At 71.0% G+C, this 24,957-nt stretch carries 20 protein-coding genes; 3 read left to right on the top strand and 17 right to left on the bottom strand.

Annotation, left to right across the window (positions count from 1 at the left end; genetic code table 11):
* Window positions 1–6: 6 nt before the first annotated feature.
* From OIE74_RS14200 to OIE74_RS14255, 12 genes are all read right to left on the bottom strand, one after another.
* Window positions 7–363, bottom strand: a complete 357-nt coding sequence (locus OIE74_RS14200) for a hypothetical protein (protein ID WP_329382822.1) — start codon at window positions 361–363, stop codon at window positions 7–9.
* Between the two features lie 129 nt (window positions 364–492).
* Entirely contained in the window at window positions 493–1,449 is a 957-nt protein-coding gene (locus tag OIE74_RS14205) for a glycine betaine ABC transporter substrate-binding protein (RefSeq protein ID WP_384202747.1), read from the bottom strand.
* A 49-nt stretch (window positions 1,450–1,498) separates the two neighbouring features.
* Window positions 1,499–3,553, bottom strand: coding sequence for an ABC transporter permease (locus OIE74_RS14210; RefSeq protein ID WP_329382825.1), 2,055 nt, complete (start codon window positions 3,551–3,553; stop codon window positions 1,499–1,501).
* Window positions 3,550–4,614 carry a quaternary amine ABC transporter ATP-binding protein gene (locus OIE74_RS14215; RefSeq protein ID WP_329382828.1) on the bottom strand — a complete coding sequence of 355 codons (1,065 nt, stop codon included), beginning with the start codon at window positions 4,612–4,614 and terminating at the stop codon, window positions 3,550–3,552. The genes OIE74_RS14210 and OIE74_RS14215 overlap by 4 nt, the downstream gene beginning before the upstream one ends.
* Complete coding sequence (locus OIE74_RS14220) at window positions 4,614–6,167, bottom strand: GMC family oxidoreductase (RefSeq protein WP_329382830.1); 1,554 nt, start codon at window positions 6,165–6,167, stop codon at window positions 4,614–4,616. The genes OIE74_RS14215 and OIE74_RS14220 overlap by 1 nt, the downstream gene beginning before the upstream one ends.
* Before the next feature lie 134 nt (window positions 6,168–6,301).
* Window positions 6,302–7,810 (bottom strand): aldehyde dehydrogenase family protein, encoded by a 1,509-nt coding sequence (locus OIE74_RS14225; protein ID WP_329382833.1) that lies wholly within the window; start codon window positions 7,808–7,810, stop codon window positions 6,302–6,304.
* A 243-nt stretch (window positions 7,811–8,053) separates the two neighbouring features.
* Window positions 8,054–8,542 (bottom strand): phospholipase, encoded by a 489-nt coding sequence (locus OIE74_RS14230; RefSeq protein ID WP_329382836.1) that lies wholly within the window; start codon window positions 8,540–8,542, stop codon window positions 8,054–8,056.
* Window positions 8,543–9,183: 641 nt separating this feature from the next.
* On the bottom strand, window positions 9,184–10,329 hold the full coding sequence (locus OIE74_RS14235; protein WP_329382839.1) for a DUF5954 family protein: 1,146 nt from the start codon (window positions 10,327–10,329) through the stop codon (window positions 9,184–9,186).
* A 159-nt stretch (window positions 10,330–10,488) separates the two neighbouring features.
* Window positions 10,489–11,478, bottom strand: coding sequence for a malate dehydrogenase (locus OIE74_RS14240; RefSeq protein WP_329382842.1), 990 nt, complete (start codon window positions 11,476–11,478; stop codon window positions 10,489–10,491).
* Between the two features lie 440 nt (window positions 11,479–11,918).
* Complete coding sequence (locus tag OIE74_RS14245; RefSeq protein ID WP_329382845.1) at window positions 11,919–12,944, bottom strand: XRE family transcriptional regulator; 1,026 nt, start codon at window positions 12,942–12,944, stop codon at window positions 11,919–11,921.
* Between the two features lie 358 nt (window positions 12,945–13,302).
* A complete protein-coding gene (locus OIE74_RS14250) occupies window positions 13,303–13,887 on the bottom strand; it encodes a DUF3017 domain-containing protein (RefSeq protein WP_329382847.1) in 585 nt (194 codons plus the stop codon).
* An 11-nt stretch (window positions 13,888–13,898) separates the two neighbouring features.
* Entirely contained in the window at window positions 13,899–14,765 is an 867-nt protein-coding gene (locus OIE74_RS14255; protein WP_329382850.1) for a bifunctional methylenetetrahydrofolate dehydrogenase/methenyltetrahydrofolate cyclohydrolase, read from the bottom strand.
* 245 nt (window positions 14,766–15,010) lie between these two features.
* On the opposite strand from OIE74_RS14255, the gene OIE74_RS14260 reads away from it, so the two are divergent.
* Window positions 15,011–15,616 carry a hypothetical protein gene (locus tag OIE74_RS14260; protein ID WP_329382853.1) on the top strand — a complete coding sequence of 202 codons (606 nt, stop codon included), beginning with the start codon at window positions 15,011–15,013 and terminating at the stop codon, window positions 15,614–15,616.
* A 129-nt stretch (window positions 15,617–15,745) separates the two neighbouring features.
* Here OIE74_RS14260 and purH read toward each other — a convergent pair whose 3' ends face one another.
* Window positions 15,746–17,338, bottom strand: a complete 1,593-nt coding sequence (gene purH / locus OIE74_RS14265) for a bifunctional phosphoribosylaminoimidazolecarboxamide formyltransferase/IMP cyclohydrolase (RefSeq protein ID WP_329382856.1) — start codon at window positions 17,336–17,338, stop codon at window positions 15,746–15,748.
* A complete protein-coding gene (purN, locus tag OIE74_RS14270) occupies window positions 17,335–17,940 on the bottom strand; it encodes a phosphoribosylglycinamide formyltransferase (RefSeq protein ID WP_329392295.1) in 606 nt (201 codons plus the stop codon). The genes purH and purN overlap by 4 nt, the downstream gene beginning before the upstream one ends.
* Window positions 17,941–18,303: 363 nt before the next feature.
* On the opposite strand from purN, the gene OIE74_RS14275 reads away from it, so the two are divergent.
* The gene (locus OIE74_RS14275) at window positions 18,304–19,362 is read left to right on the top strand and encodes a hypothetical protein (RefSeq protein WP_329382860.1); all 1,059 of its coding nucleotides are present in this window, start codon (window positions 18,304–18,306) and stop codon (window positions 19,360–19,362) included.
* Window positions 19,363–19,449: 87 nt separating this feature from the next.
* On the opposite strand, the gene OIE74_RS14280 is transcribed toward OIE74_RS14275, so the two are convergent.
* On the bottom strand, window positions 19,450–21,219 hold the full coding sequence (locus tag OIE74_RS14280; protein ID WP_329382863.1) for a cell division protein PerM: 1,770 nt from the start codon (window positions 21,217–21,219) through the stop codon (window positions 19,450–19,452).
* A 116-nt stretch (window positions 21,220–21,335) separates the two neighbouring features.
* Here OIE74_RS14280 and OIE74_RS14285 point away from each other — a divergent pair, with 116 nt between their 5' ends.
* Complete coding sequence (locus OIE74_RS14285) at window positions 21,336–22,682, top strand: helix-turn-helix domain-containing protein (RefSeq protein WP_329382865.1); 1,347 nt, start codon at window positions 21,336–21,338, stop codon at window positions 22,680–22,682.
* A 119-nt stretch (window positions 22,683–22,801) separates the two neighbouring features.
* On the opposite strand, the gene sucD is transcribed toward OIE74_RS14285, so the two are convergent.
* Together sucD and sucC are read right to left on the bottom strand one after the other, a co-directional pair.
* Window positions 22,802–23,686, bottom strand: a complete 885-nt coding sequence (sucD, locus tag OIE74_RS14290) for a succinate--CoA ligase subunit alpha (protein WP_329382868.1) — start codon at window positions 23,684–23,686, stop codon at window positions 22,802–22,804.
* Between the two features lie 20 nt (window positions 23,687–23,706).
* Window positions 23,707–24,882: an ADP-forming succinate--CoA ligase subunit beta gene (sucC, locus tag OIE74_RS14295; RefSeq protein ID WP_329382871.1), complete on the bottom strand. Its 1,176-nt coding sequence runs from the start codon at window positions 24,880–24,882 to the stop codon at window positions 23,707–23,709.
* Window positions 24,883–24,957: the final 75 nt, after the last annotated feature.

Below are 24,957 nucleotides of genomic sequence, written 5' to 3' on the forward strand. Positions count from 1 at the left end.
CCCCGCTCAGACGGTACGGCCCCGGCCCTCTTCGTCCTCCAGTGCGGCGGCCTCCTGCGACAGCCGTACGGCCTGAAGGAGGCTGAGCCCCGGCTGCGCGTCGCGCAGGGCCTTCACCGCCTTGACCGAGTCGGGGCGCCCCTCCACACCTGCGTCGGCTATCTGCCGGCGCGCCCAACTCCCGCGTATCTCACTGTCGGTGACCTCCTTGGCCGCGGCGAGCAGTGCGGCGGCCCGCTCCAGCCCCGGCCGCTCCTCCGGGTCCGCGGTCTTCAGCGCCCGGTCCACGGCTTCGGCGACCTCGTCGGCGTCGCGGACGACGAGTACGGAGAACTCCTGCTGCTTCTGTCCGAATAGCGTCATTCCCGGATACTCGCCGTCTCCGGCCGCCCGCCTCAAGGGAGTTGAGCCACTTCTGAGGTACGCGAGCACAGCCGGACGGCCCGGAGCCGGTGAGGGCTCCGGGCCGTCCGGAAGCGGCACGGGCAGGGGTTACTTCTTCGGGAGCCAGGCCTCCCACGTCGACTTGTTCTCCTTGACCCACTTCTCGGCCGCGTCCGGGCCGCTCAGCTTGTCCTTCGCGATCGCCTTGGCGACCTCGTTCTGCGCCTCGGTGCTCCACTTGAAGTTCTTGATGAACTCGGCGGCGTCACCGCCGTCCTTCGCGAAGTCCGCGTTGAGGTACTTCTGGAGCGGGGTGTTGGCGTACGCGCAGTCCGTCGCCGTCTCGGGGACGTTGCAGCCCTCCTCGTACGCGGGCAGCTTCACCTCGACCAGGTCGATGTCCGCGTTGAGCCACTGCGGGTCCCACCAGTAGGTGATGAAGGGCTCCTTGTCGCGGTACTTCTGCTGGATCTCCTTGATCTGGGCGGCCTCGTTGCCGGTCTCCTTGATCTTGAGGTTCAGCTTCAGGTTCTTGACCAGGTGCTCGTCGTACGTCGTGTACGAGGGCGCCGCGCCCAGGAACTCGCCCAGGTCGCCGCTGTTCGCGGACTTGAAGTCCTTGGCGAACTTGTTGAGGTTCTTGGCGTCCGTGACCTCGGGGTTCGCGTCCGCGTAGTACTTCGGGACGAACCAGCCGATGTGGCCGACGACGCCGAGGTCGCCGCCCTTGACGATGGTCTTCTTGTCCTCGATGTAGAGCTTCTCCTTCTTCGGCGAGCCGCCCCAGTCCTCCAGGATCGCGTCGGCCTTGCCGTTGTTGAGCGCGTCGAAGGCGACCGGCTCGTCGAGCTGCTGGAGCTCGACCTTGACGTCCAGCTCCTGCTCCATGATCACCTTGGCGACCTCGGCGTTGGCACGCGCGCCGACCCAGGAGGGCACGGTCAGGGTGACCTCGTCGGACGCGGAGGCCGAATCGGTCTCGGCCGCGCACGCGCTGAGCGCGAGCATGCCGAGCGCGCCGGCTCCGGCGACCAGGGTGGTGCGTATCCGCTTGGTGTGGGTCACGTCGTGTTTCTTTCTGTCGCGGTTTCGGTTGTCTTCGGTTGTGTTGAGCTCACACCAGGGCGCGTTCCTTCGCCGCCGCGCTCGGCTGCGAGATCCGGTCCAGCAGCAGGCCCAGGCACACGATCGCGATGCCGGCCGTCATACCGAGCCCCAGATCGCCCTTGGCCAGGCCCTTCACGACATCGACGCCGAGCGCGCCGCCGCCGATCATGCCGCCGATGACGACGATGGCCAGGACCAGCACCACGCCCTGGTTGACGGCGAGTTGGAGGGCGGGCCGGGCCAACGGCAGCTGGACCTGGCGCAGTTGCTGCCCGGTACCGGCGCCGAGGGAGCGCGCCGCCTCCAGCGCGGAGGGGTCGATCTGCCGGATTCCCTGGGTGGTGATGCGTACGACGGCGGGCAGGGCGTAGACGACGGCCGCGGCGACAGCCGCCGTACGGCCGCCGCTGAACAGCGCGATCACCGGGATCAGATAGATGAACTGCGGCATCGTCTGCATGATGTCGAGAACCGGCCTGATCACCCGCTCGATCCTCTCGACGCGCGCCGCGAGGATGCCGATGGCGAAGCCGAGCAGCAGGGTCACCACCAGGGCGGCGAGGACCTGCGAGAGCGTGTCGAGCGAGCGGTCCCAGAGACCCATCGCGCCGATCGCGGCCAGGGACAGCACCACCGTGACGACGGCCTGCCAGCCGGTCCGCAGTGCCAGCACGGCGGCGACGAGCAGCAGCGCCCACCAGGGTGTGGCCAGCAGCGCGTCACGCACCGGGTTGATCACCCAGTTCGCGAACCCTTCGGACCAGGTGAGGGTGCCGCCCAACACCGGTACGCCGGAGCCGAGTTCGCGCTCGATCCAGTCGACGGCCGTGTTGACCGGCTCGCTGATCGAGACGGTCCAGGCCTCGGGCCACTCCTTGCGGCCGAGTACGGCTCCGAGCACCGCGCCGCCGGCGACGCCCGCGACGATGCCGGGCCAGAGCTTCCACCACGTGGCGCGCCGCCCGGCGTCGGGGTCTTCGAGCTGTTCGCCGGCCGCGGCCGTCGTACGGTCCAGCCAGATCGCCAGCAGTACGACGGCGATCCCGGCGGGCAGCGCGAGGCCCACGTCGACGGTGGAGAGCGCCGTGAAGATCTCGTCGCCGAGTCCGCCCGCGCCGATCATCGAGGCGAGGACGACCATCGACAGACACATCATGATCGTCTGGTTGAGGCCGAGGAGCATCTGCTTGCGGGCGAGCGGCAGCCGCGCCGTCAACAGCCGCTGCCAGGAACTCGCGCCGAGCGAGGCGGACGCCTCAAGTGCCGCCGCGTCGGCGCCGCGCAGCCCGAGCGCGGTCAGCCGGGCCATCGGCGGGGCCGCGTAGATGACGGTCGCGACGAAGACGGACGGGATGCCGATGTCGAAGAGCAGCACGAACGGCAGCAGGTACGAGAAGGCGGGCAGCACCTGCATGGTGTCGAAGACCGGCCGCAGCACGCGCTGGCAGCGGTCGGAGAGCCCGGCCGCGAGCCCGAGCAGCGCGCCGACGACGGCCGAGACGGTGACGGCGACGACCATCAGGGACAGCGTCTCCATCGCCGGTTCCCACATGCCGAGCAGCCCGATCACGGCGAAGGTGGCGAGCGCGGTCGCGGCGGTGCGCAGGGCGCGGCGGCGCAGGCCGGCGCCGCCCGCGTACCAGGCGATCAGTACGGCCGCCACCGTCACGCCGATGAAGCCGAGGCTCTCCAGCACGCTGAGCACACCGTCGACCGAGCTCTCGGCGGAGTTGCTGATGTGCAGGAGGAAGTAGAGGAACAGGGGGTGGGTGGTGCGGTTGTCGACGAGCCAGCGGTTGAGGTCGTCGAGCGGCGAGCGCACGTCGACGGTCAGAGCGTCGGGCCAGGCTCCGGTTCCGCCGACGGCCGCGCTGACGATCGCGACGAGGACGGCGGCGACGAGCAGCATCGCGCGGGGGTTGCCCGCCAGGCGGGACCAGGGTCCGGGGACGCCGTCGCCGGACGGGCCGGTCTTGCTCGTACGTACGCCGCCAGGACCGGCGCCCGCGTCGTGCCGCGCCGCATCGGTCATCTCGGACACCGGGCCCGGAGCGGCGCTCATACCGCCGCCACCTCCTTGGGTTCCGCGTCGTCGTCCAGCCCCGCGACGACGGCCAGCAGTTCCTCGTAACCGACGACGCCGAGGGTCCGGCCGTCGTCCACGACCCGGCAGTAGTCGCCGCTGCGTGCGACGGCCTCGATCGCGTCGGAGACCAGCGTGTCCGGCCCCAGCGCGACGCCCGACTCGCTCTCGCCGTCCCGCGCGGGGCGCATGGCGCGGCGTACGGAGATGACCTGCTCACGCGGGACGTCGCGGACGAAGTCGCGTACGTAGTCGTCGGCCGGGTTGGCGACGATCTCCTCGGGCGTGCCGAGCTGCACGATCCCGCCGTCGCGCATCAGCGCGATGCGGTCGCCGAGGCGCAGGGCCTCGTTGAGGTCGTGGGTGATGAAGACCATGGTGCGGCCCTCCTCACGGTGCAGGCGGATGACCTCTTCCTGCATGTCGCGGCGGATCAGTGGGTCGAGTGCGCTGAACGGCTCGTCGAACAGCAGGACTTGAGGGTCCACGGCGAGCGCGCGGGCGAGACCGACGCGCTGCTGCTGGCCGCCGGAGAGCTGGCCGGGGCGCCGTTCCTCCAGTCCTTCGAGGCCGACCAGGGCGGCGACCTCGGCGGCCTTGGCCCGGCGCTCGGCGCGGGGCATGCCCTGGATCTCCAGGCCGTAGGCGACATTGTCGAGCACGGAGCGGTGCGGCAGCAGACCGAAGTGCTGGAAGACCATCGCGGCGCGGTGCCTGCGCAGTTCGCGCAGCCGGTTCTTGTCCATGGCGATGATGTCCTCGCCGTCCATGGCCAGCTGTCCGCTGGTCGGCTCGATGAGCCGGGTCAGACAGCGTACGAGGGTCGACTTGCCCGAGCCGGAGAGGCCCATGACGACGAAGACCTCGCCCTTGCGCACATCGAAGGAGACGTCCCGGACGGCGGCCGTGCAGCCGGTGCGGGTCCTCAACTCCTCGGCGGACAGCGCCGCGTACTCCGCGTTGCCCGGTATTCGGTCGGCCTTCGGTCCGAAGACCTTCCACAGATCGCGTACGGAGAAGACCGGTTCGGTGGCGGTCATCACGCATCACCTCCCGGTGCGGTTGTCTTGGTTGCCGAGGTGAGCAGTTCGGCGCATTTCTCGCCGACCATCAGGACCCCGATCATCGGATTCACGGCCGGCATGGTGGGGAAGACGGAAGCATCGGCGATTCGGATGCCTCTCAGCCCACGGATCGTCAGATCCGGTCCGACCACGGCCTGTTCGTCGTCGGGAGCGCCCATCCGGCAGGTGCCGGCCGGGTGGTAGACCGTATGGGCGCATTTACGGGCGTACTCGCTCAGCTCGTCGTCGGAGGTGATGTCCGGCCCCGGACAGACCTCGCGGGTCAGCCACGCGGCGAGCGGTTCGGCGGCGGCGATCCGCCGGGCGATCCTGATGCCGTCCACGAGGGTGCGGCCGTCGTAGTCGTCCTCGTCGGTGAAGTACCGGAAATCCAGTGCCGGTTTGACCTCGGGATCCGCGCTGGTGAGAAAGAGGCGGCCCCGGCTGCGGGGCTTGGGGATGTTCGGTGTCATCGAGACGCCGTGCGGCGGGCGTTCGTAGCCGAGGCGCTCGGGATTGTCCGTGAACGGGATCTGGTAGAAGTGGAACATCAGGTCCGGGCCCGGCCAGTCCGGGTCGCGCCGGACGAAGAGGCCCGCGTCGGAGTCCATCGCCGAGTTCTCGGGGATCGGCCCGTCGGTCTCCCAGACGATGACCGACTCGGGGTGGTCGAGCAGGTTCTCCCCGACACCGGGCAGATCGTGCGTGACGGGGATACCCAGCGCCTCCAGGTCGGCGCGGGGCCCGATGCCGGAGTGCAGGAGCAGCCGGGGCGTGTCGACGGCGCCGGCGCAGACGAGGACTTCGCGCCGGGCGCGTACGTACGACTCCGTACCGTCCGCGGCCCGTACGCGCACGCCGGTCGCGCGGGTGCCGTCGAACTCCAGCCGGTACGCCCAGGTCTCCAGCAGCAGTGTGAGGTTGGGGCGGTCCAGGAACGGGTGCAGATACGCCACGGAGGCGGACGACCGCTTGTTGTTCTCCGGGTGGTAGGCGAGGTCGAAGAAGCCTGCGCCTTCGTGGAAGGGCTTCCTGTTGAAGCCCTCGACGCGGGGGACGCCGAGCGCCGCCTGAGCGGCGTCCACGAAGTCACGGGCGATGGGATTACGGTCCTGCTCGTCCACCGGCACGATGTTGTTGCGCAGCCGCCCGAAGTAGGGCTCCATGGACGCCGCGTCCCAGCCGTCGGCCCCCGCCGCCGCCCATTCGTCCCAGTCGGACGGCAGGGGCTTGAAGGCGATCAGGGTGTTGTGCGAGGAGCAGCCGCCGAGCACCCGGGCACGGCTGTGCCGGATGTGGGAGTTGCCGCGCGGCTGCTCGGTCGTCGGGTAGTCGTAGTCCAGCTCACCGCCCAGCAGCCCCATCCAGCGCCGGAGAGTCAGCACGTCGGGCCGGTCGATGTCGGAGGGCCCGCCCTCGATGACGGCGACGGTGACGTCCGGGTCCTCGGTGAGCCGGGAGGCGATCACCGATCCCGCGGTGCCGCCTCCGACGACGACGTAGTCGTATGCGGCGTCGTGTTCGGCCATGGGTGTCGTCTACTCCACTTCGCTGGGGTGATTCAAGGTTCTTGCGCGTAATGAGCCGTAATGTGACTGAGCCGTAAGGCAGTTGGCGAGGGCGAACGGCTTTGGTCGCCGGTGGTGGCCGACGGCCGGCCGGTTCAGCCGGCGAACCAGCGGACGGGCCGCGGGGCGAGGTTCTGGTAGATGTGCTTGGCCTCGCGGTACTCGGCGAGCCCGGCGGGCCCCAGCTCACGCCCGATGCCGGACTTGCCGAAGCCGCCCCACTCGGCCTGCGGCAGGTAGGGGTGGAAGTCGTTGATCCAGACCGTGCCGTGCCGAAGCCGTCCGGCGACGCGCCGCGCACGCCCGGGGTCCGCCGTCCAGACGCCGCCGGCCAGCCCGTACTCGGTGTCGTTGGCGAGGGCGACGGCCTCGTCCTCCGTACGGAAGGTCTCGACGGTCAGTACGGGGCCGAAGACCTCCTCGCGGACGACCCGCATCTCGCGGTGGCACTGGTCGAGGACGGTCGGCTCGTAGAAGTACCCGGCGGCGGGGCGCAGTTCACCCGGTCCGGGTCGTTTGCCGCCGGCCCGCAGCACGGCGCCGTCGGCCAGCGCGGACGCGACGTACTCCTCGGTCTTCGCCAACTGCCCCTCCGACACGAGTGGTCCGCACTCGACGCCGGCACCGGTGCCCCGGCCGAGGCGGATCCGTGCGGCGCGGCGGGCGAGTTCGGCGACGAAGCGCTCGCGCAGCGACTCCTCGACGATGAGGCGCGAACCGGCGGAGCAGACCTGGCCGCTGTGGATGAACGCCGCGTTCAGGGCCTGGTCGACGGCGGTGTCGAAGTCCTCGTCGGTGGCGCAGGAGTCGGCGAAGACGACGTTCGGGTTCTTCCCGCCGAGTTCGAGCGCGACCTTCTTCACGCCGGGCGCGGCGGCGGCCATCACCTTCGTACCGCTGGCCAGTCCGCCGGTGAACGACACGAGGTCCACGTCGGGGTGTTCGGCCATCCGGGCGCCGACGGGGTCACCGGCGCCGGTCACCAGGTTGGCGACACCGGCGGGCAGCCCGGCCTCGGTGAGCAGGTCGATCAGGGCGACGGTGCTGAGAGGGGTGAGCTCGCTCGGCTTGACCACAAAGGTGTTGCCTGCGGCGAGCGCCGGGGCGATCTTCCAACTCGCCTGGAGAAGCGGATAGTTCCAGGGGGTGATGAGCGCGCAGACGCCGACGGGTTCGTGCACGACGACGCTGTGCACGTCGGCGGACCCGGCGTCCACGACGCGCCCGCCGCCCTCGTTGCTCACGAGATCGGCGAAGTAGGCGAAGGCGTCGGCGACACAGTCGACGTCGACGCGCCCTTCCTCGACGGTCTTGCCCGCGTCGCGGCTCTCCAGCTCCCCGAGCTCTTCCCGGTCCCGCCGCAACAGCCCGGCGACGCGCCGCAACAGCGCGGCCCGCTCGGCGACGGGGGTCCGGGGCCAGGGCCCCGCGCCCCCGTCGAAAGCCCTGCGCGCGGAGTCGACTGCGGCATCGACGTCCTCGGCCCCGCCCTCGGACACCACCGCGAACGGCGTCGCGTCGGCGGGGTCGATGATGTCGCGTGTGGCGCCGGAGGCGGCTTTACGCCACTCCCCGTCCACAAAGATGGTCTGTTGTGCCGACACGTCGCGTTTGGCCTTCCGTTCCCGATACCTGCCACCAGCGGCAACGACTGGCGATCTGGGCGCCTGCCCCGAGACCGGAGAAGCATGCGTAATCGATGACGGAAAGTGTTCAGGGTCACTCACGACCCGCCGACGACCCGCCGACGCCCCCGCCGACGACAGACAGCACGAAGGCCCCTCGCTGGCGGGCGAGGGGCCTTCGAGTATCGGGCCGGCGGTGGATCACACCGGCGGACACACCGGTCAGACGACCGACTTGGTGCCGTCGACGGCGGCGGAGCGGCCGAAGATGCTGACGGCCTGGTAGTACGTCCACGCCGTGGCGTTGCACGAGGCCTTCGTGGCGCCCGAGTAGCCGTTGCACACCCGCTTCAGGTCCTCGTAGAACGCACTGTCCAGCCGCGCCTTGTTCGCGTCGAAGGAACCGGCCGCCTTGTAATTGCGGTAGCCGAAGTCGTGACGCGCGCAGGACGTCTGGAACGGGAAGCCGAAGGGGTTGTCGGGCGAGGAGGAGCAGTAGTCCGTGGACCAGTCGAAGCCGTACGCGGACCAGGCGCCCTGGTTGTTGCGGGCGGAGAGCCACGAGTTGTAGCTGGCGGCGCTGGTCTGCGTCCAACTGCTCAGGACCTGCGGCTTGTCGGCCGGCGCGGCGGCGGCCGAGCTCGCCGACATGAGCGTGGCGGGGATGGCGAGGGCAAGGGCGGCGAGCGGCATGGCCAGACGACGGCGCATTTCGGAAACCTCCGGTGGGGAGACAGGTTGACGCTCCGTGCCCGGTGACACGGAGTCTTACCTCAGAGCGTGCGGGGCGGGCGCCGCACGGGTCTACGCGCGATGACCGCCGCGGGAATGGTCCCCCGGAAACGCCGAGATGTAACCATGCCCATGACGAAACAAGAGGAAAACAGGGGCCCAACTCGCCGACATACGTCGCAACTTGGCGTTCGGCGGACGCGCACCCGGGGCGAAGCCCCTGTCGGGAGACGCAGAACCAGGCGCGTTCTTGAACGTTCCGTCCGGCCCGTGACGCATGGGCATGCCCGCTCGCCGCGTTGGCGGAGTCGCCCAAGTACTCCCTGTACGAGGGCGATTCCCCGCCTTGCGATCGCGCGCACCTACGAGTCGTCAGCCGCTCCGCGGCGGGCGCGAGCCCCGCCCTGCGGGCGGACGACGCCATTTCCGGACAGCGCCTAGGGCGTGTTTGAGAAGTCCCGTCTGGCCCACGACGCCTGGCACGCGCGCTCGCCGCGTTGTCGGAGTCATCCAAGTACGTCCGGCCCATCTACGGGGATGATCCTCCGCCTTGCGATCGCACGCACCAGACGCCGTGGGCCCCGCCCAGTGGGCGGACGACGCTACTTCTCAAACACGCCCTAGCCGGCGTCCGCGCCCGGTTGGCGTCCCCTCGTCTTCTTCCGCTGCTTCCACGCGGCGCGCCGCGCCTCCTCCTTGTCCAGCAGCCGCTTCATGTCCCGCATGTCGGCGGCCAGTTCGGCGGACGACTCGTCGTCGCCGTCGTCCGCCACTCCCTCCTCGCCCTGTTCCCTCGTCTGCACCTCGATCGGCGGATCCGGGTCGAAGTCCGAAGGCCTGGGCCCCTCCGGGCCGTCGGGCCCGATCCGTACCAACTGCTCCACCCGCGCCACCCGGTACCGCAGCCCGCCCACCGAGACCCCCGCCCCGCGCTTCTCGTCGAGCCGGTCCGCCGCCTTCGCGTACTCCGCGCGCTCCGCCTCGCTCAGCCTCCGCAGAACGGGCTTCATGACCCGGAAGTCGATCGCCAGCCTGTCCCGAGCCGCCTGCGGAGTCGGCGCCGAACCCGAATGCGGCTTCCACTGCCCGTCCTTGCCGCACTCGGCGATCGCGAACTCCGCGGGCAGCAGCACTCCGCCCGGATGCGTCTCGACCGCCCGCAGCGAATCCCCGCGCATCTCGGGCGGCGCGGTGCCCGCCTTCAGCACGAACTGCATCAGGTCGAACTTGAGCAGCCCCTCCGCCATCCCCGTGCCGGTGTACGGGTCGATGACGAATCCCTCGACGCGGCTGGGCAGCCGGTGCGCCTCCCCCACCTCACCCGGGTCCGGGTCCGACGGCCGCGGCGGCTCGGGCCCGTCGGGCCCCAGCCGGATGAACTGCTCGACGCGCACCACGCGGTAGCGCGTACCGAGCACCCTCAACTCGTCCACGGCGACCCGGTCGAGCTTCTCGTACGCCGCGCGGTACTTCTCGCGGTCCGCCGCGCGCCCGGCGGCCGACGCCTCCTTGGCGAGCCCCCGGAAGTACGAGCCCAGGGAGTCGCGGACGCTCTGCGGTGTGTCCCCGGCGGAGCGGAGGATCTCCCAGCCGCCCTGCTCCGACTCCTTCGCCCCGACGAAGGCCGGCAGCCCCATGCCCACGATCGTGGGGTAGCGCTCCCGCGCCCGCCACGCCTCCTCGTCGGCGAATGCCGCGATGGGACCGTCCTGCACCGTCATCCGGATGGTCCGGTACGCCGGCAGGCCCTCTCCGTATGCGTTCATGCACTCAGTGTGCGCGAACGGTCGCCGTCGGTGGCACCGAACGCGGAATCAACACCCCACGGGTGTACGGGGGTTGATGCCGGGGTCCCGGCCGCCCGCACACGACGAAGCTCCCGGCGGCCGGGGTGGGCGCTGCCGGGAGCTTCGGTCACAGGACGGTCAGAGCAGGCCGAGCTCGCGGACGGCGTCGCGCTCCTCGGTGAGCTCCTTCACCGACGCATCGATGCGCGCACGGGAGAAGTCGTTGATGTCCAGGCCCTGGACGATCTCGTAAGAGCCGTTCTTCGTGGTGACGGGGAACGACGAGATGATGCCCTCCGGGACGCCGTACGAGCCGTCCGACGGAATGCCCATGGAGGTCCAGTCGCCCTCGGGGGTGCCGTTGACCCACGTGTGGACGTGGTCGATGGCGGCGTTGGCGGCCGAGGCCGCCGAGGACGCGCCGCGGGCCTCGATGATCGCCGCGCCGCGCTTGGCGACGGTCGGGATGAAGGTGTCGGCGAGCCACTGCTCGTCGTTGACCGTCTCGGCGGCGTTCTTGCCCGCGATCTCCGCGTGGAAGATGTCCGGGTACTGCGTGGCCGAGTGGTTGCCCCAGATCGTCAGCCGCTTGATGTCCGTGACCTGCGCGCCGGTCTTGGCGGCGAGCTGCGAGATCGCGCGGTTGTGGTCGAGACGGGTCATCGCGGTGAAGCGCTCGGCCGGTACGTCGGGGGCGGCGGCCTGCGCGATGAGCGCGTTGGTGTTGGCCGGGTTGCCGACGACGAGGACCTTGATGTCGTCGGCGGCGTTGTCGTTGATGGCCTTGCCCTGCGGCTTGAAGATGCCGCCGTTGGCGGAGAGCAGATCGCCGCGCTCCATGCCCTTGGTGCGGGGGCGCGCGCCGACGAGCAGCGCGACGTTGGCGCCGGAGAAGGCGGCGTTGGCGTCGTCGGTGATCTCGATGCCGCGCAGCAGCGGGAAGGCGCAGTCGTCGAGCTCCATGGCGGTGCCCTCGGCGGCCTTCAGGCCCTGCGGGATCTCCAGCAGACGCAGGCTGACCGGCACATCCGCGCCGAGCAGTTGACCGGAGGCGATGCGGAAGAGCAGCGCGTAGCCGATCTGGCCGGCTGCGCCGGTGACGGTGACATTCACGGGAGTGCGGGTCATGGCGGTCTCCGTTAGACAGCGGTGGAACGGCGGGCGGCGGGGGCCCTGCCCCTGGTGCGGGCCATCTCTCCGACGGCGGGGTGAATCATGTCTTGACGTGAAGAGACAACCGCTCGCCAGGCTATCCGACGGGTCGCCTCCGGCGCGGTTCGGGTTGCGGTCCGTTGCCGGGGGCGGGGGGGCGGGGGATCCGCACAAGCACCCCCGTCGATCCAGCCCGCGGGATGGAAGGGGGACGCGCAGGGGTCGTGTCCGGACACTCAGGCTGATTTGTGCCGCGTGGACAACCCGGCTCCCCATACACCAACGAGCGTTGCACGCGGCGTAAATCACGCCGTCCGGGCATGACCCCGGAGCGGCACCCGGACACCGACCGCAACCCACCCGGCGCCGCAGGCGCACCCCGCACCACGAACCCCCGCCGGAGGCGACCCCGCGGGTCAGCCGTTCGCCGTCGTGCAGCCCTCCACGCCCGTCGTCAGCGTCGCGCACGCCTTTGCCTCGTCCGCTGTCGCCACCGCGACCATCGGGGTGTACGCGTCCTTGTCGGCGTTCACCGTGCCGGTCTGGGGCTTGCCCTCGCCCTGGTCCGCCGCGATTTCCACCGTGTCGCCCGGCGCCGCCTCGGTGATGCGCGCCCAGGCAACCCCGCACGTCTCGCTGTAGCGGACCTCGACCACCGCCGTACCGACCGTCGCGGTCGTCGCGGTCTCGGCGAACTCGCCGCCGCAGCCCATGAGTTCGGGGTCCTCGCCCGTGCAGTCGTCGCCCGAGCACTTCACGCCGACAGGCAGTTCGGACGCGCTGGCGGTCGGCTTCGGCGAGGGGGACTCGGCGACCTTCTGCTTGCCGTCGTCGCCACCGCCGCCCAGGTCGGTCAGCAGAACGGCCCCGGCTATCAGCACCAGCGCGCCGACGAGGGCCGCCACGAATATCGCCGGCCGACGCCGGCCAGGGGGCGGCGGCACGGGCGCCGACGGCGGAAAGCCGGGCGGAGGTCCCGCGGGGGCGCCCGCCGGGGGGCGGTTCGCGGAGTGGGCTCCCCTGCCCGCGCCGGGCGGTGTCGCCGTACGTCCCCCGGGACGGCTGCTCCCCGCGCCGCCGGGGCCGCCGACCGGGTCGCCGCCGAACTCGCCGAGCGCGTCCCGCGCCTGGGAGATCCGGATCGCTTCCATGGTCATGTCGTGGCGCATCTCGGAACGGCTCCACGCCCGCTCCGACAGCTCCCACATCGTCGTCAGGTGCAGCGGATTCGTACCGGTCACCTCGGCGAGCGCCATGATCGCGCCCCTGGGCGGGAGCAGCCGGCCGTTGAGATACCGCTCCCACGACGTCTTGCTGTAGCCGGTGCGGTCAGAAACGGCGGCGATGCTCAGGCCGCTCTTGTCCACGAGCCCCCGCAGCTGCGTCGCGAACTCTCTGACCTGTGGGTCGAGCTCCTCCGGTAGTGCCTTCCAACGAGGCATTGCCTCCCCCTTGTCCCCCCGCACGTTCCTGATGTGCTCCGCCCTGCCACGCCCCCACGACGGCCGACGGCTACCCCAACTGATGCGCGGAGCCAGGGTGTCAGTTCCAGAAATGGGAGTGCGCCGGAGCATTCGGGACAGTCCCCGCGCCCCCTCGCGCGCCGCCGCCGATTCCGTCCCACAGTCTCGCACCCGTTGCCCGACGATCACACCATGGCGGAATGGTCACTTCCGTGCCACAGGCATCTGTCTGACCTTGATCCCGTTTGGCGCGTCCATGACGCTAGCAACATGCCGACGGCGCCCGTCCTGACTCGGGGGAGGGGATGGGCGCCGTCTTGTTTCTTACGTGGCACGCCTACGGGACCGTGGAGTGGACGACATCCTCCAGGAACGGGATCTCCAGCCACGGCTGCGGCTGCGTCATCAGCGACAGCAGCACGATCGCGACACCGAGCAGTCCGTACGTCACCATGTCGGTGAAGCGCGACCGTACGGCCAGCATGCCGACCGACGGCATGACCCGCCGCAGGACCGCGCCGGTGATCAACGCCACACCGATCAGGATCGTGCCGTAACGGAACGACTCGTCGAACGGCGCGACGCCCACGATCAGCAGCCCGAGACCGCTCGCGCCCAGCACCGTGAGCAGCGGCCACTGACGGGCGGGCGCGGGCGCGTCGCCGGGAGCCGCCCGGCCGCCGCCCTCGGGGCGCGCGGTGTCCTGCGTCACGGTCGGAAAGCGCCGCGAGGCAGCGGGCCCGGGGGCCGCCGCCTCCCCGTCCGTCTCGTTCTCCCCCACGTACGCGGCCGTACCCGGCCCGCCGTCCGCTGCCACGGGATCGTTCACCGCGCCCGCGCCCGCGCCGAGCCCGACGCCGTCACCGCCTCCGGGCTCGGCGGCCGCTGCCGCACCGGCACCCGCACTCGTACCAGCACCCATGGGTGCCCCTTTCACGTTCCGCTCACGCTTCCGGCGCGCTCCGCCGCCTCGACCACGTTGACCAGCAGCTGCGCGCGGGTCATCGGGCCGACTCCGCCGGGGTTCGGTGAGATCCACCCTGCCACTCCCGCGACGTCCGGGTGGACGTCCCCCGCGATCTTGCCGTGCTCGTCGCGGCTGACGCCGACGTCCAGCACCGCCGCGCCCGGCTTCACGTCCTCCGCCTTGATGATGTGGCGCACGCCGGCCGCCGACACGATGATGTCGGCCTGCCGCAGATGCGAGGAGAGATCACGGGTGCCGGTGTGGCACTGCGTCACCGTCGCGTTCTCGGACTTACGCGTGAGCAGCAGCGGGATCGAGCGGCCCACGGTGATCCCGCGCCCCACGACCACGACATGCGCGCCCTTGATCTCGACACCGTGCGCGCGCAGCAGCTGGATGATGCCGTACGGGGTGCACGGCAGCGGCCCGGTCTCGTTGAGCACCAGCCGGCCGAGACTCATCGGGTGCAGCCCGTCGGCGTCCTTCTCCGGGTCCATCAGCTCCAGGACGCGATTGGTGTCGATGCCCTTGGGGAGCGGGAGTTGGACGATGTAGCCCGTGCACTCGGGGTTCGCGTTCAGTTCGCGTACGACTGCCTCGATCTCCCCCTGCGTCGCGGTGTCGGGCAGCTCGCGCTGGATGGAGGCGATACCGACCTCGGCGCAGTCGCGGTGCTTGCCGTTCACGTACCAACGGCTGCCCGGGTCGTCCCCGACGAGCAGGGTCCCGAGTCCGGGGGTGATGCCCTGCGCCTTGAGGGCCGCCACGCGGGCGGTCAGGTCGGACTTGATCGCGGCTGCGGTGGCCTTGCCATCGAGAATTTGGGCGGTCATGCGCCCATCTTCGCGGATGACCCCACCGCTGTTCCAATCCGCCGGTACGGAACCAAGATCAACGGAGCGTGCCCAGGTTGCACTTGCACAACGCATACGAATACCGACTGGACAAAAAGTCGGCAAAACCCGCACGATGAGCCGCGCAGTGCGCGGTCAGTGTTGGGGGGCAAACCGCTCGGTTGTGTGATGTTTCCTCCTTCGGATCCGCGATGTCCCCGCGTCACCAACGGAGGAAACCCGCCATGAGCTTTGGCGACCCGAACAACCCATACGGACAGCAGGGCCAGCCCCAGGGCGGCCAGCCCGGATACGGCTACCCGCAGCAGGGCCAGCAGCCCCAGCAGCCCAACTACGGCTACCCGCAGGCTCCCCCGGTCCAGCCCTACGGCGGCTACCCCGGCGGTCCCATGGGCGGCGGCCCGCAGACGATGCCGGGCGGTGTGTCGGCGTCCCGGGTGTTCCTCTGGATTCTCTCCGGGCTCAGCCTGATCGGCGGCGTGATCTTCCTGCTCGCCGCGATCGCGCTCAACGCGGCGAAGGACAGCGACGAACTCGCCGACGACTCGCAGTTCCAGAGCCTGGTCGACCAGTCGAGCGGTGTGCTCTGGTTCATGACCTTCATCGCGGTCGTGTGGACCGTCGCGTCGATCATCCTGGCAATCAAGATCAACACCGGTGGCGCCGGCCTGCGCACCGCGCTGATCGTCTACGGCGCGCTGACCATAGTCCTGGGCATCTACCCCTTCGGCGGGGTCGTGGGCATCGTCCACATCGTTCTCAGCATTCTGCTGATCGTCTTCGTGTCGAAGTCGGACGGCGCGGCGTGGTTCAAGCGCCCCCGTTACTGACCCCGCGTCACCGCCCCTGATTGCTTCGGCGAACAGGGCGTATGCCAGAAGGCCGTAACACCCGTCCTGGCGACGGGGTTTACGGCCTTCTGGCGTTGGGGCGTGTTCTGGAAGTCCCGTGGCGGCAGCTCAGTGGAAGAAGTGCCGCGTCCCCGTGAAGTACATCGTCGCGCCCGCCTTCTTCGCCGCCTCGACCGTCAGCTCGTCACGTACCGAACCACCCGGCTGCACCACGGCCTTGACGCCCGCCTCCAGCAGGATCTCCAGACCGTCGGGGAACGGGAAGAACGCGTCCGACGCCGCGTACGACCCACGGGCCCGCTCCTCGCCCGCGCGCTCCACGGCGAGCTTCGCCGAGTCCACGCGGTTGACCTGCCCCATGCCGACGCCGACGCTCGCGCCGTCCTTGGCGAGCAGGATCGCGTTGGACTTGACCGCGCGGCACGCCTTCCACGCGAAGGACAGCTCGCGCAGCTCGGCGTCCGACAGGGCCTCGCCGGTGGCGAGCGTCCAGGTCGACGGGTCGTCGCCGTCGGCCTGGAGACGGTCGGTGACCTGGAGCAGCGCACCGCCGTCGATGGGCTTCACCTCGACGGGAGCCGAAGGCCCGCCCTCGCAGCGCAGCACGCGGATGTTCTTCTTGCGGGCCAGCACCTCGACGGCGCCGTCCTCGTAGCCCGGCGCGACGATGACCTCGGTGAAGATCTCGGCGACCTGCTCGGCCATCGCGACCGAGACCGGCCGGTTGACGGCGATCACACCGCCGAACGCGGACAGCGGGTCGCACGCGTGGGCCTTGCGGTGCGCCTCGGCGACGTCGCCGGCGATCGCGATGCCGCACGGGTTGGCGTGCTTGATGATCGCGACGCACGGCTCGGAGTGGTCGTAGGCGGCGCGGCGCGCGGCGTCGGTGTCCGTGTAGTTGTTGTAGCTCATCTCCTTGCCGTGCAGCTGCTCCGCGCCGGCGAGGCCGCCGCCCGAGCCCGCGGTGTAGAGCGCGGCGGGCTGGTGCGGGTTCTCGCCGTAGCGCAGGACGTTCGTACGCTCGTACGTCGCGCCCAGGAAGTCGGGGAGACCCGAGTCGTCCGCGGCGGCGTAGTCGGCCGAGAACCAGGAGGCCACGGCCACGTCGTACGCGGCGGTGTGCTGGAACGCCTCGGCTGCGAGCCGCTTGCGGGTCGGCAGGTCGAACCCGCCGTCCTGTACGGCCGCGAGGACGTCGCCGTACCGCGCGGGGCTGGTGACGATGGCGACCGACGGGTGGTTCTTGGCGGCGGCGCGGACCATGGACGGACCGCCGATGTCGATCTGCTCGACGCACTCGTCGGGGGTGGCCCCGGACTCGACGGTCTCGCGGAAGGGGTAGAGGTTCGAGACGACCAGCTCGAAGGGCTCGATGCCGAGTTCGGCGAGCTGTTCGCGGTGGGAGGCGAGCCGCTGGTCGGCCAGGATGCCGGCGTGGACGCGCGGGTGCAGCGTCTTGACGCGGCCGTCGAGCGTCTCGGGGAAGCCCGTCAGCTCCTCGACCTTGGTGACGGGCACCCCGGCGGCGGCGATCCTCGCGGCGGTGGAGCCGGTCGACACGAGCGTGACACCGGCCGCGTGCAGTCCACGGGCCAGCTCTTCCAGGCCCGTCTTGTCGTAGACGCTGACCAGCGCGCGGCGGACGGGCCGCTTCGTACCCTCGGCGGCGGCTGCTTCGGCTGTCTTCTCGACGCTCACTGGATTGTTACCTTTCGTCCCTCAATGCGGTAGCCGTGCCGGGCGAGACGCCCCACGACATCGACGAGCAGCCGTCGCTCGACGTCCTTGATGCGCTCATGGAGAGCGACGCCACCGTCCTCGTGATCCTCGTCCCGCACCTCGACCACGCCTTGCGCGATGACCGGGCCGGTGTCGACGCCGTCGTCGACGAAGTGGACGGTGCAACCGGTGACCTTCGCCCCGTACGCGAGCGCGTCACGCACCCCGTGGGCACCGGGAAAACTGGGCAGCAGGGCGGGGTGGGTGTTGATGAACCGGCCGCCGAAGCGCGCGAGGAACCGCTTCCCGACGATCTTCATGAAACCGGCCGAGACGACGAGATCGGGCTCGTACGCGGCGGTCGCCCCGGTCAGCGCGGCATCCCACTCCTCGCGCGTCGCGTGGTCCTTGACGCGGCAGACGAAGGTCGGCAGCCCGGCCCGCTCGGCACGCTCCAGCCCGGCGATGGAGCCGCGGTCGGCGCCGACGGCGACGATACGGGCGCCGTACCCCTCCGGGTCGGCGGCGACGGCGTCGAGCAGGGCCTGGAGATTCGTACCGGAGCCGGAGACGAGGACCACGAGCCGGGCCGGGGAGCCGAATTCGACAGGAGAGCCCGGTTCCGTCGGGGTGACCGGGTCGTCGGGGGCGGGCGGGGACGGCGGGGAGGCCACGGCGGAACGCCTTTCTGGAAGCGAGCACAGCCTCGCGGGTCGTGCGGGTCGTACGGCGTTGTGTGGTCGTACGAACGAATCGTGTCTCCCGGTTCGGGGAACTCTATGAAGGAGCCGACCGTCAGCAACGATACCGGCACACCGAACGGCCCCCGGGGGACGGGGGCTCGGCCGGGAGGTAGCGTCTGGGGACACGGACCTGTCTCCAGGATGGGCCATACGACACAAGACCCCTTACGCCAAGGGGTCTGAGGGGAAGACGTTCACCAGATGCCGGACCGACGACACCGCACGGCACTTCATGTCCCGCAGCCCACCGGGCCGGTGCTTCTGATGCGGGAACGCCAGTCCTCGTCCGCCGGGTCCTCGGGGCCGGAGGGCTCTTCGGGGTCTTCGGGCCCGGAGTCGACCGGCTCGGGATCCCCCGACTCTTCCGGGAGTTCGGGGTCGTCCGGGTCCTCGGGGTCGTCCGGATCCTCGGGGGCCTCCGGGTCCTCCGACGACAACCCCTTCGCGCCGCCGCCGGAGGACAGGCCCGACCAGCCGTGGCAGCCGCGTCATCCCCAGAACGGGGGCGGGACGCCGGACGACCGGTCGGGCGGTGACCGCTCGTCCTGGGGCAGCCAGTGGAGCAGCCGGCAGCCGGGGCGCTCGTCGGGCGGATTCGGCGGCAGGCCCGGTGGACAGGGTGGCCAGAGCGGACCGGGCGGCGAGCGGAACGGCCCCGGCGACCGCCAGGACGGTCCGGAGGGCAGTCCCGGCGGCAGGGGCGGCCTGCGCTGGGACCCGACCGACCCGTTCCAGCGCCGCGCCAGGTACTCGCTGCTCTCCGGCATGTGGGCCTTCTTCTTCGCCCTGTTCGACTTCCCGGAGATCGCGCTGCTCCTCGGCGCGCTCGCCCTGTACTGGGGCGTCAGCTCGCTCCGGGCCAAGGCGCCGCTGCCCCGTCCGGCGGGCGAGGGTCAGGGCCAGGGCCAGGCGGCGGCACGCGCTTCGGACGTCGGTACGACCACGGCCTCCGGCTCGGGTTCGGCCTCCGACTCCCGTACGGCGTCTCCCGCGGCGACCACCACGGCTCCGCCGGCCCCGGGTGTGCCGGGTGCCCCGGCGCAGGGCGCGGCGGCGCACAAGCCGCAGACGACCGCCGCCGTGAGCGGAATCGTCACGGCGGCCATCGCGCTGCTGGTCGTGGCGGCGACGTTCACCGTGCAGCTGGTCTACCGCGACTACTACACCTGCGTGAACGACGCGCTGACGAAGACGGGCCAACTGTCCTGCAACGACAAGCTTCCCGACTCGCTGGTCCCCGTCTTCGGCGTCCAGAAGTAGCCGGGGAGCACGCGGAACATCTGACGGCGGCCCCGTCCCTCCCGGATCCGGGAAGGGCGGGGCCGCCGCTCGTTCGAGTGGTGCGGATCAGTCGGCGGCCTTCGCTTCCGGCTCCGGCGCGGGCCCGCTCTTGGATGCCGGCTTCGGACCGCCGGACGCCTCCTGGGAATCCCCCTTGTCCCGGTCGTGCAAGGCGTCCATCGGCAGGAAGTCGTACGGATCGTCCACCGGTCCGGCGCCGTCCAGGGTGGGCAGACGGTCCTCCGCGCCCCCGGCCGCACCGTCACCGTTCCCGTTACCGTCCCCGTTCCCGGGCTCCACCGGCCCGTCGTCCGGGGCCTCTCCGCGCTGCCACGGGATCCGTCGCCACCAGGAGCCCTTCGACGAGGCGGCAGCGTCCGGCGCGTCCGGCGGCTCCTCCTCCGACGCGGCGCTCCTGTCCGCCGTCTCCGGCCCGCTCACCACGTCCGTCTCCCCCTCGTCTTCGGCCTCGGCGTCGAGCGCGGCGAACTCATCGGCATCGTCCGTCCCACGCCGCTCGCGCAGCCGCCAGACCCGTACCAACAGCGCCGCCGGTACGCCGATCCCCACCGTCCAGACCAGCGCCGCCGCCCCGGTCAGCCACCACACAGGCCCGAACTCCACCAGCCGCCCCGTCCCCAGCGGCCCGCCCGCGACGGCGGCAAGAGCCGCCATCAGCACCGCGCACCCGGCCCCGGCGAGCGCCGCCGCGAGCGCGGTGTCGCGTGCACTCCAGGCCTCGTCCCGTTCGGCGTAGGGCGGGGCTGCGACCCGTACGGTGAACCGGGCGATCATCAGCCCGGCCGCGAAAGGCACGACTCCCGCCGCCCAGGTCACGGCCATGCCGGGCCCCTCGGCGGGCACGGCGGCCAGCAGCGGGAAGGGCGGCAGCGCGGGGCTGCCCGTGACGGCGAGCGGGGTGACCGTCGCCGACGTACCGAGCGCGAAGCCGGGGCCGAGGGCGTACGACGCGCCCCAGACCGCCGCGTTCGGGAGCAGCGCGACGGACAGCAGCAGGACGGCGATCCGTCCGGACCAGGCCGCCGCCAGGTTCAGGAACGATTCCTGTGCCGCGCCCGCGTGCCATGTCAGTGAACAGACGACCAGGAGAAACCCTCCGCCCAGCAGGACCGCCGCCCCGGCGGTCGCCGACCGCAGCACGACGACGGCCCGGCGGCGCCGCCCGGCAGCGCTCACCGCGGCGGCCCTGACCTCCGTGTCCGACGCGTCCGCTCCGAGGCCCTCCCTCTTGAGGCCAGGCAGCCGGTCGAGCAGCCTGTGGAGCGGCTTGCCGCTCCCCACCCACACTCCGGCCGCGGACGCCAGCACCGGCACCAGAGGCAGCCGGAGCGCCGTGGCGAACGAGTCCGTGGCGAGCGGTCCGCCCCGGGCGTAGACCACGACGGCGGCGCCGACCAGCAGATATCCGCCCGCGACCGTGCACACCCCGCCGAGGGCCGTGAGCTGCGGCCGGCCCTCTTCCGGTTCCAGCGCGTCGCGCGAGGACCGGTAGACCAGCCACACCGGCAGCGCCACGACCAGCAGGGGTACGAGTCCGACGGGGGCGGGCACCCCTGACAGCGTGTCGGGCCGTACGAGCTCCGCGCCGTGGGCGAGCAGCCAGAGCGCCGCCGCGATGTGGAGGGCTCCCCCGGCGCCGCTGTCGGGGTACGGGGAGCTGATCCACGCCGCGATCACCAGCACGGCCAGACCGCCGAGACCGAGGCCCGCGGCGAGCCCGCCCCGGAGGAACGCGGCGGTCAGCGCAGCGGCCCGGCCCCGTTCGGTCGCCGAGGCCGAGGACAACGTGGTGTTGCGCCCGCTCACTTGAGTCACGGCGCCATGCTGCCAACGACACGCGCTTAAACCGCGTAACGGGCGGATAACCGCTGTGTCGCTCAATATACGTTTATGTACTTTTTCGGCCCGTACAGTGCCGCGGGGAGTTCTCCATGACGCAGAGCACCACTCGTACCTCTTCGGTGCCTCCCCTTCCCTCCCCCAAGGAGCGGCGCAGGCTGCGTGAGGCGAAGGCCGTGACCGAGAAGGACATGGCGGTCGCGCTGGGAGTCACCCGGGCGACGATCAGATCCTGGGAGACCGGGCGTACGACACCGCAGGGGCGCAGACGGGAGGCGTACGCCCGGCTGCTGGCGGCGTTCGCGGCGGAGATCGACACGAAGAAGCCGGCGAAGCGGAAGCGGCGGCCGAAGGGGGCGGGGAACGCCGGTGCCGAGCAGGGGCCCGCGAAGCAGCCGGCACCGGTCGCGGCGGAGCCGGCGCAGGAGACCCCGCCGGCAACCCCAAGTCCCGCCCCCGCTCCGGCTCCCGCCGCCGCCCGGAAGGCTCCCGTCGCCGCCCCCTCCCCCTCCCTCAAGAAGCCGCTCAACCGCCGCCCGGTCCGTACGGTCAAGGCCGACAGCCGGTCCCAGCAGAACGCCCAGCGCCGCAAGGAGAAAGCCGAGGCCCTGGCGGGAGCGGCGGCGGCCGAGGCCGCCAAACTCACCCCCGCCCAGGCCTTCGACGAGCTGTACGCGCACTCCTCCCCCGCCCTCGCACGCCAGACGTATCTGCTCACCGGGCGCCGCACCCTCGCGCAGGAGTCCGTCGAGCGTGCCTTCCAACTCGCCTGGCAGCGATGGCCCGAGGTCGCCGTCGACCGCGACCCCGCGGGCTGGGTACGGGCCGCGGCGCACGACTACGCGACCTCGCCCTGGCACCGGTTCCGCCGCGCCCACCGGCACCCGGACCCGGCCAACGGCGACCGCGACGGCCGCCCGCTGCGCCGGGCGCTGCTCGACCTGCCGCCGGTGTACCGGCGCACGCTGCTGCTCTACGACGGCCTGGGCATCGACCTGCCCGAGGCCGCCGCCGAGACCGAGGCCACCTCCCCGGCCACGGCGAACCGGCTGCTGCACGCGCGCGAGGCCGTCGCCGAGCGGCTGCCCGACCTTGAGGACCCGGCCGTCCTGCACGAGAGTCTGCGCGAACTGGCGGAGACCGTGTCGGCTCCCGCCGTCGCGCCCGCGTCGACCGTGCGGATCGGCAGCGAGCGCCGCGCCACGTTCTGGACGCGGGTCGCGATCGCGGTGACCGTGCTGATCATCGGGGCGACGGCCTTCACGGTGGTCACGGCCCCGACGCGGTACGAGCCGACGCCCGCGCCGGGTCAGCGGGTCGGCGGCATCCCGCCACCGCACGGGCCGCAGAAGCTCAGCAAGCAGGACCTGAAGCTGCGCGCCAAGCTCCGCGCCGTACCGCTGAACGGGCCGGGGCGGCTGGTGCCCCGTATCCCCTGACACCGCGCCCCGCCGGGGAACGAGAACGCGCGTGGGCCCGCACCACCTGAAAGGTGCGGGCCCACGCGCGTTGTTCAGCAGGACAACTGCTGTACTCCGTAAGACCGTACAGGCAGCAATCAGCCGGCGAGAATGGCCCGGGCGAGACCGGCCGTCTCGGTCGGCGTCTTGCCGACCTTGACGCCCGCGGCCTCAAGGGCCTCCTTCTTGGCGGCGGCGGTACCCGACGAGCCGGAGACGATGGCGCCGGCGTGGCCCATCGTCTTGCCCTCGGGCGCGGTGAAGCCCGCGACATAGCCGACGACCGGCTTGGTCACGTGCTGCGAGATGAAGTCGGCCGCGCGCTCCTCGGCGTCGCCGCCGATCTCGCCGATCATCACGATGAGGTCGGTGTCGGGGTCGGCCTCGAACGCCTTGAGGGCGTCGATGTGCGTCGTACCGATGACCGGGTCGCCGCCGATGCCGATGGCGGACGAGAAGCCGATGTCACGCAGCTCGTACATCATCTGGTAGGTCAGCGTGCCGGACTTGGACACGAGACCGATCCGGCCGGGCTTGGTGATGTCGCCCGGGATGATGCCGGCGTTGGACTGGCCGGGGGTGATGAGACCGGGGCAGTTCGGGCCGATGATCCGGGTCTTGTTGCCCTTGCTCGACGCGTACGCCCAGAAGGCGGCGGAGTCGTGCACCGCGATGCCCTCGGTGATGACGACGGCGAGACCGATCCCGGCGTCGATGGCCTCGACGACGGCGGCCTTGGCGAAGGCCGGGGGCACGAAGAGGACGGAGACGTCGGCGCCGGTCTTCTCGATCGCCTCCTTGACGGAGCCGAAGACGGGGACGTCCACGCCGTCGAAGTCGACGGACGTACCGGCCTTGCGCGGGTTGACTCCGCCGACGATGTTGGTGCCGTCAGCGAGCATGAGCCTGGTGTGCTTCATGCCGGTGGCACCGGTCATCCCCTGGACGATGACCTTGCTTTCCTTGGTCAGGAAAATAGCCATGGTGTTGGTGACCTTTACCTTTACTTCGCAGCCGCGAGCTCGGCGGCCTTGTCGGCCGCGCCGTCCATGGTGTCCACGCGCTGTACGAGCGGGTGGTTGGCGTCGGACAGGATCTTGCGACCCAGCTCCGCGTTGTTGCCGTCGAGGCGAACGACCAGGGGCTTGCTGACGGTCTCGCCCTTGGACTTGAGCAGCTCCAGGGCCTGCACGATGCCGTTGGCGACCTCGTCGCACGCGGTGATGCCGCCGAAGACGTTGACGAAGACGGACTTGACGTCCGGGTCGCCGAGGATGATCTCCAGGCCGTTGGCCATGACCTCGGCCGAAGCGCCGCCGCCGATGTCGAGGAAGTTGGCGGGCTTCACGCCGCCGTGGGCCTCGCCCGCGTACGCGACGACGTCGAGGGTGCTCATGACGAGCCCGGCGCCGTTGCCGATGATGCCGACCTCGCCGTCGAGCTTGACGTAGTTGAGGTTCTTGGCCTTGGCGGCGGCTTCGAGGGGGTTGGCCGCGGCCTTGTCCTCAAGGGCCTCGTGGTCGGGCTGGCGGAAATCGGCGTTCTCGTCGAGCGAGACCTTGCCGTCCAGCGCGATGATCTTGCCGTCACCGGACTTGATCAGCGGGTTGACCTCGACCAGAAGGGCGTCTTCCTTGATGAAGACGGTCCACAGCTGCTGGAGGACATCGGCGACCTGACCGGCGATGTCGGCCGGGAACTTGGCGGCGGCGACGATCTCGGCGGCCTTCTCGGGGGTGCAGCCCTCGTTGGCGTCGACGGGGATCCTGGCGAGCGCGTCGGGGTTCTCCTCGGCGACGACCTCGATCTCCACGCCGCCCTCGACGGAGGCCATGGCCAGGAAGGTGCGGTTGGTGCGGTCGAGGAGGAAGGAGACGTAGTACTCCTCCGCGATGTCGGCCGTCTCGGCCAGCATCACCTTGTGGACCGTGTGGCCCTTGATGTCCATGCCCAGAATGGCGTCGGCCTTGGCAACCGCGTCGGCCGGGTCGGAGGCCAGCTTCACACCGCCGGCCTTGCCCCGGCCGCCGACCTTGACCTGCGCCTTGACGACAGCCTTGCCGCCGAGACGCTCGGTCACCTCGCGCGCCGCCTCAGGCGTGTCGATGACTTCACCGGCCAGCACCGGTACACCGTGCTTGGCGAAGAGATCCCTCGCCTGGTACTCGAACAGGTCCACGCGCGTCCGTCCCTTGTCTGTCTTCCAAAATTCGCAGTATCGCGGTTCGTAATCCGCGTGGGCGTGCCGCTGTGG

This window comes from Streptomyces sp. NBC_01716 (genome assembly GCF_036248275.1).
Lineage (GTDB): Bacteria > Actinomycetota > Actinomycetes > Streptomycetales > Streptomycetaceae > Streptomyces.

Coding starts and splice junctions, on each gene's coding strand:
- OIE74_RS14260 (WP_329382853.1), top strand. CDS start 15,011: ATGAGCTTTGGCGACCCGAACAACCCATACGGACAGCAGGGCCAGCCC.
- OIE74_RS14250 (WP_329382847.1), bottom strand. CDS start 13,887: ATGGGTGCTGGTACGAGTGCGGGTGCCGGTGCGGCAGCGGCCGCCGAG.
- OIE74_RS14245 (WP_329382845.1), bottom strand. CDS start 12,944: ATGCCTCGTTGGAAGGCACTACCGGAGGAGCTCGACCCACAGGTCAGA.
- OIE74_RS14240 (WP_329382842.1), bottom strand. CDS start 11,478: ATGACCCGCACTCCCGTGAATGTCACCGTCACCGGCGCAGCCGGCCAG.
- OIE74_RS14235 (WP_329382839.1), bottom strand. CDS start 10,329: ATGAACGCATACGGAGAGGGCCTGCCGGCGTACCGGACCATCCGGATG.
- OIE74_RS14255 (WP_329382850.1), bottom strand. CDS start 14,765: ATGACCGCCCAAATTCTCGATGGCAAGGCCACCGCAGCCGCGATCAAG.
- OIE74_RS14220 (WP_329382830.1), bottom strand. CDS start 6,167: ATGGCCGAACACGACGCCGCATACGACTACGTCGTCGTCGGAGGCGGC.
- OIE74_RS14215 (WP_329382828.1), bottom strand. CDS start 4,614: ATGACCGCCACCGAACCGGTCTTCTCCGTACGCGATCTGTGGAAGGTC.
- OIE74_RS14200 (WP_329382822.1), bottom strand. CDS start 363: ATGACGCTATTCGGACAGAAGCAGCAGGAGTTCTCCGTACTCGTCGTC.
- sucD (WP_329382868.1), bottom strand. CDS start 23,686: ATGGCTATTTTCCTGACCAAGGAAAGCAAGGTCATCGTCCAGGGGATG.
- OIE74_RS14275 (WP_329382860.1), top strand. CDS start 18,304: ATGCCGGACCGACGACACCGCACGGCACTTCATGTCCCGCAGCCCACC.
- OIE74_RS14285 (WP_329382865.1), top strand. CDS start 21,336: ATGACGCAGAGCACCACTCGTACCTCTTCGGTGCCTCCCCTTCCCTCC.
- OIE74_RS14210 (WP_329382825.1), bottom strand. CDS start 3,553: ATGAGCGCCGCTCCGGGCCCGGTGTCCGAGATGACCGATGCGGCGCGG.
- OIE74_RS14230 (WP_329382836.1), bottom strand. CDS start 8,542: ATGCGCCGTCGTCTGGCCATGCCGCTCGCCGCCCTTGCCCTCGCCATC.